Annotated in this window: 5 protein-coding genes; 4 read left to right on the top strand and 1 reads right to left on the bottom strand. The window is 69.5% G+C overall.

Annotated elements, in window-relative coordinates:
* Positions 1-20: 20 nt before the first annotated feature.
* Positions 21-1,076 (top strand): UDP-N-acetylmuramate dehydrogenase, encoded by a 1,056-nt coding sequence (locus QOI01_RS25975; protein WP_526386043.1) that lies wholly within the window; start codon positions 21-23, stop codon positions 1,074-1,076.
* 21 nt (positions 1,077-1,097) lie between these two features.
* On the top strand, positions 1,098-2,396 hold the full coding sequence (locus QOI01_RS25970) for an Ig-like domain-containing protein (RefSeq protein ID WP_526386042.1): 1,299 nt from the start codon (positions 1,098-1,100) through the stop codon (positions 2,394-2,396).
* Here the strand turns inward: QOI01_RS25970 and QOI01_RS25965 are convergent.
* The gene (locus tag QOI01_RS25965) at positions 2,374-3,132 is read right to left on the bottom strand and encodes an SDR family NAD(P)-dependent oxidoreductase (protein ID WP_526386040.1); all 759 of its coding nucleotides are present in this window, start codon (positions 3,130-3,132) and stop codon (positions 2,374-2,376) included. The genes QOI01_RS25970 and QOI01_RS25965 overlap by 23 nt on opposite strands.
* Positions 3,133-3,395: 263 nt before the next feature.
* On the opposite strand from QOI01_RS25965, the gene QOI01_RS25960 reads away from it, so the two are divergent.
* Positions 3,396-4,631: an ROK family protein gene (locus QOI01_RS25960; RefSeq protein ID WP_526386041.1), complete on the top strand. Its 1,236-nt coding sequence runs from the start codon at positions 3,396-3,398 to the stop codon at positions 4,629-4,631.
* Between the two features lie 107 nt (positions 4,632-4,738).
* Positions 4,739-5,001: glycosyltransferase (locus QOI01_RS25955; protein WP_526386039.1), on the top strand; the 263-nt coding region annotated here is incomplete at its 3' end.

Here is a 5,001-nt window from a genome sequence, read left to right as displayed (position 1 = left end):
CCACGCTACCGTTACGGCCCGTGGCCACTTCGGATATCGCGGGCGTTGCGGTCGAGGAGTCCGCGCCGGTCGCGCCGCTGACCACGTTGCGGATCGGGCCGGTCGCGCGTCGGCTGATCACCTGCGACACCACCGACAAGGTGGTCGACGTCCTGCGGGTGCTGCCCGTCGACCAACGCGTGTTGGTGCTGGCCGGGGGATCCAACGTCGTGATCGCCGACGACCTGGCCGACCTGACCGTCGTCCGCGTGGCAAATACCGAGATCACCGTCTACGGCGACGTCGTCCGCGCCGAGGCCGGCGCACTGTGGGACGACGTCGTCGTCACGTCGCTGGCGCACGGCCTCGGCGGGCTGGAGTGCCTGTCCGGCATTCCCGGCTCGGCGGGCGCGACGCCGGTGCAGAACGTCGGCGCCTACGGTGCCGAGGTGGCCGACGTCATCAGCCGCATCCGCCTGCTCGACCGTCGCAGCGGGGAGGTGCGCTGGGTCGATCCCGGCGCGCTGCGGTTCGGGTACCGCACCAGCGCGTTGAAGAACTCCTCCGACGCCGTGGTGCTCGAGGTCGAGTTCACGCTGACCGCCGACGAGCGCAGCGCACCCGTGCGGTACGGCGAGTTGGCGAATGCCCTTGGCGTCGAACCTGGTTCGCGCGCCGAGCCGACGCGTGTGCGTGACGAGGTGTTGGCATTGCGAACGCGCAAGGGCATGGTGCTCGACGAGGCGGACCACGACACCTGGAGCGTTGGCTCGTTCTTCACCAACCCGGTCGTGTCTCCCGCCGAGTTCGCCCGACTGCGCGCACAGGTCGACGGCGAGGTGCCGAACTACCCCGCGCCGGACGGGGTCAAGCTCGCGGCCGGCTGGCTGGTGGAACAGGCCGGTTTCGGCAGGGGCTACCCCGGCGAGGCGGCTTCTGCCCGCTTGTCCACGAAGCATGCGCTGGCTGTGACGAACCGGGGCACGGCAACAACGGAAGGCCTATTGTCGCTGGCCAGGACGGTTCGCGACGGCGTCAGAAGCGCATTCGGGCTCGAGCTCACGCCCGAGCCAATTCTGATCGGGTGCGTTCTCTAGGTACCGTGTGTACGCGTGACCATCAATCGGCGCCAAGCGCTGACCGCAATCGCCGTGGGCGCCTCCGGCGTGCTCGCTGCCTGCAGCGGTAGGTCATCGATCACCCAGCCCAATGCCACGCAGGCCCCAGCCAAGGCCGAGATCGCCTACAAGCCCGCCAAGGACGCCGCCGACGTCACGCCCACCGATCCCGTCGGCGTCGACGTGACCAACGGCTGGCTGCAGCGCGTCACCCTGACCAATGCCGACGGCAAGCCCGTCGCCGGTGCGATCAGCGGCGACCGGACGTCGTTCACCACTACCGAGCCGCTCGGCTACGGCGTGCAGTACACCTGGGCCGGTTCCGCGGTCGGGCGCGACGGCAAGTCGGTCCCGCTGGAGGGCGGCTTTGCCACCGTCAACCCGCAGACTCAGGTGAACGGGCAGTTCCAGCTCGGCGACGGCCAGGTGGTCGGGGTGGCGGTGCCCGTCATCCTGCAGTTCGACGCGGCCATCGGCGACGACGCGAAGCCCGCCGTCGAACGTGCGCTGACCGTCACCACGGTCCCACCCGTCGAGGGCAGCTGGGCCTGGCTGCCCGACGAGGCCGGCGGCTCGCGGGTGCACTGGCGTACCCGCGACTACTACCCGGCGGGCACCAAGGTTCACATCGCGGCCACGATGTACGGCATTCCGTTCGGCGAAGGCGCGTTCGGCGCCCAGGACGTGACGCTCGACTTCGAGATCGGCCGACGGCAGGTGGTGAAGGCCGAGGCCTCGTCACACCGCATCCAGGTCATCACCGACAACGGCGTCATCCTCGATCTGCCGTGCAGCTACGGCGAAGCCGACCTGCCGCGCAACATCACCCGCAGCGGCATCCACGTCGTCACCGAGAAGTACGAGGACTTCTACATGTCGAACCCTGCGGCGGGCTACTCCAACGCCCACGAGCGGTATGCCGTGCGGATCTCCAACAACGGCGAGTTCATCCACGCCAACCCGAGCACCACCGGGGTGCAGGGCAGCAGCAACGTCACCAACGGCTGCATCAATCTCTCCACCGACGACGCGCAGCAGTACTTCAACACGGCCATCTACGGCGATCCCGTCGAAGTCACCGGCACGTCGATCGAGCTGTCCTACGCCGACGGCGACATCTGGGACTGGGCCGTGGCCTGGGACCAGTGGAAGTCCATGTCGGCGCTGAACGACGACGCCCCACCGTCGAACATCCCGAGCAGTGCGCCCGCCACGCCCACCGACGCGCCCACGCTCTCGGGCACGCCCACGACGACGCCGCCGAGCCAGGTGACGGTCAGTCCGAGTCCGGGCGGGTGAACTTTCGCGTCGCGGTCGCCTGATCGCGCGGCCGGATGACGATCTGGTCCAGATTGACGTGCGGCGGCCGCGACGCCACGAAGCCGATGACCTCTGCGACGTCCGCGGCCACCAACGGGGTCATCCCCTGGTACAGCGCGTCGGCGCGGTCCTGGTCGCCACCGAAACGGACGACGGAGAACTCGGTCTCCACCATCCCCGGCGCAATCTCGGTGAGCCGCACCGGCTTTCCCAACAGCTCCCCGCGCAGGGTCTGGTGCAGCGCCGCCTGTGCGTGCTTGGCCGAGGTGTACCCGGCGCCGTTGTCGTAGATTTCGAAGGCCGCAATCGAGGTGATCGTGACGATCAGGCCGTCGCCGGAGGCGATCAGCTTTGGTAGCAGCGCCCTGGTCACGCGCAGGGTGCCCAGCACGTTGGTCTCCCACATCCAGCGCCAGTCCTCGAGGTCGGCGTCGGCGACCGATTGCACGCCCTTGGCCCCGCCTGCGTTGTTGATCAGCACGTCGACGCGGTTGAGGCCGGCTACCAGCGCGTCGACGGCCGCTCCGTCAGTGACGTCCGCCACAATCGCCGTCCCGCCGAGCGCTTCGGCGAGGGGCTTTATGCGCTCCGCGCGGCGGGCCACGCAGACCACGTGAAAGCCAAGTCCAGTAAGGGTTTTCGCGGTAGCTTCGCCGATGCCCGAGCTGGCGCCGGTAACTACCGCGACGGGCTGTTGAGATTCGATTGCCGTCATTCCGTGAACTTTAGTTGGCGTGCTAAGTTCTCAACGTGTCAGCTAGTCAGGTTTCGCGCATCGCCGCTTCGCGTGCGTGTTGTTGTTGTCGCGCTTCTCGCCGCGCCTGACTGAACCCGGACGTATTCGTCCCGCTGAGTCGCCAGGTGAGGCATCAACCCACCAGCCGACTTCAACGAAGGACACCTCCCTTGAGCACCAACACCGTCACCGTCGTTCGCAAGACCACCTCCGCCATCTCGACCGCTCACGCCAAGCGTGCGCTGCTCGCCCGCCACCACATCGTGGCTCCATCACTGCGTGTCGCCGAGGCGGCCGCTGCGTCCGTATTCGGGGCGGCGCGACTGCGCGGCCCGATCGCCCGTGACGTCATCGCCCAGACCACCGGCCTGAGCATCGCCACGGTGAACCGCCAGGTCACCGCCCTGCTCGACGCCGGTGTCCTGCGGGAACGCGCCGACCTCGCCGTCTCCGGCGCCATCGGGCGGCCGCGGGTACCGGTCGAGGTCAACCACGAACCGTTCCTGACGTTGGGCATCCACATCGGGGCCCGCACCACCAGCATCGTGGCGACCGACCTCTTCGGCCGTACTCTCGACGTCGTCGAGACGCCGACGCCGCGTGGTGCGCAGAACGCGGGGCTGGCCGCGCTCGCGGGCAGCGCCGCGCGCTACCTGAGTCGCTGGCACCGGCGTCGCCCGCTGTGGGTGGGCGTCACCGCGGGCGGCGTCGTCGACAGCGCCACCGGGCACGTCGACCATGCCCGGCTCGGATGGACGGACGCCCCGGTCGGGCCGGTGCTCGCCGAGACGCTCGGGCTGCCGGTGTCGCTGGCGTCGCACGTCGACGCGATGGCGGGGGCAGAACTCCTGCTCGGCGCGCGCAGGCTCAGCGCGCCGACGGAATCGAATGTCGCCGGCCGGGCGGCTCCGGCCACCAGCCTCTACGTCTACGCCCGCGAGACCGTCGGGTACGCGCTGTCGATCGGTGGCAGGGTGCACTCGCCGACCAGCGGCCCAGGCACCATCGCGGCGCTGCCCGCTCAGTCCGAATTGCTCGGTGGCTCGGGCCAATTGGAGTCCACGGTGAGCGAGGAAGCGGTACTCACCGCAGCGCGCAAGCTGCGGATCGTCCCGGCAGACGGTCCGTCGTCGACGATCGCCGGGGTGCTGCGTGCGGCGCGGCAGGGCAACGGACGGGCCATCGAACTGCTCGCCGAACGGGCCCGCGTGCTCGGGGAGGCCGTGGCGCTGTTGCGCGACATGCTCAACCCCGACGACCTGGTCGTCGGCGGGCAGGCGTTCACCGAGTACCCGGAGGGCATGGCGCTGGTGGAGTCCGCGTATGTGCAGCGATCGGTGCTCGCGCCCCGCGACATCAGGCTGACCTCGTTCGGCAACCGCGTGCAGGAGGCGGGCGCCGGGGTGGTTTCCCTCGGCGGGCTGTACGCGGATCCGATCGGCGCGATGCGGCGCGCCGTCCGCGACAAGACCGCCTGAGCCCGTCGGGGCAGGGCAGGAGCGCGCTCCGACCAGCACAGGCGGCAAGACCGGCTGAGCCCGTCCGGCGAGGGCAAGAAGATCACCGGTCGGGCCCGGTGTAAGTATTGGGTGTGCGCGTAGCCGTGTTGTCGGTCCATACCTCCCCACTGGCCCAGCCGGGTAACGGCGACGCCGGCGGGATGAACGTCTACGTGGTGCAGACCGCGCTGGAGCTGGCCCGGCGAGGCGTCGAGGTGGAGATCTTCACCAGGGCGACGTCGTCGACGGACGCCCCGGTGGTCCGCGTGGCACCCGGAGTTCTCGTCCGCAACGTCGTGGCGGGTCCGTTCGAGGGTCTCGACAAGAACGACCTGCCCACGCAGCTGTG

This window comes from Mycobacterium sp., assembly GCF_032162605.1.
GTDB lineage: Bacteria > Actinomycetota > Actinomycetes > Mycobacteriales > Mycobacteriaceae > Mycobacterium.
Note: the sequence above shows the minus strand (reverse complement) of the source record. Positions and strands in the feature narration are given on the sequence as shown.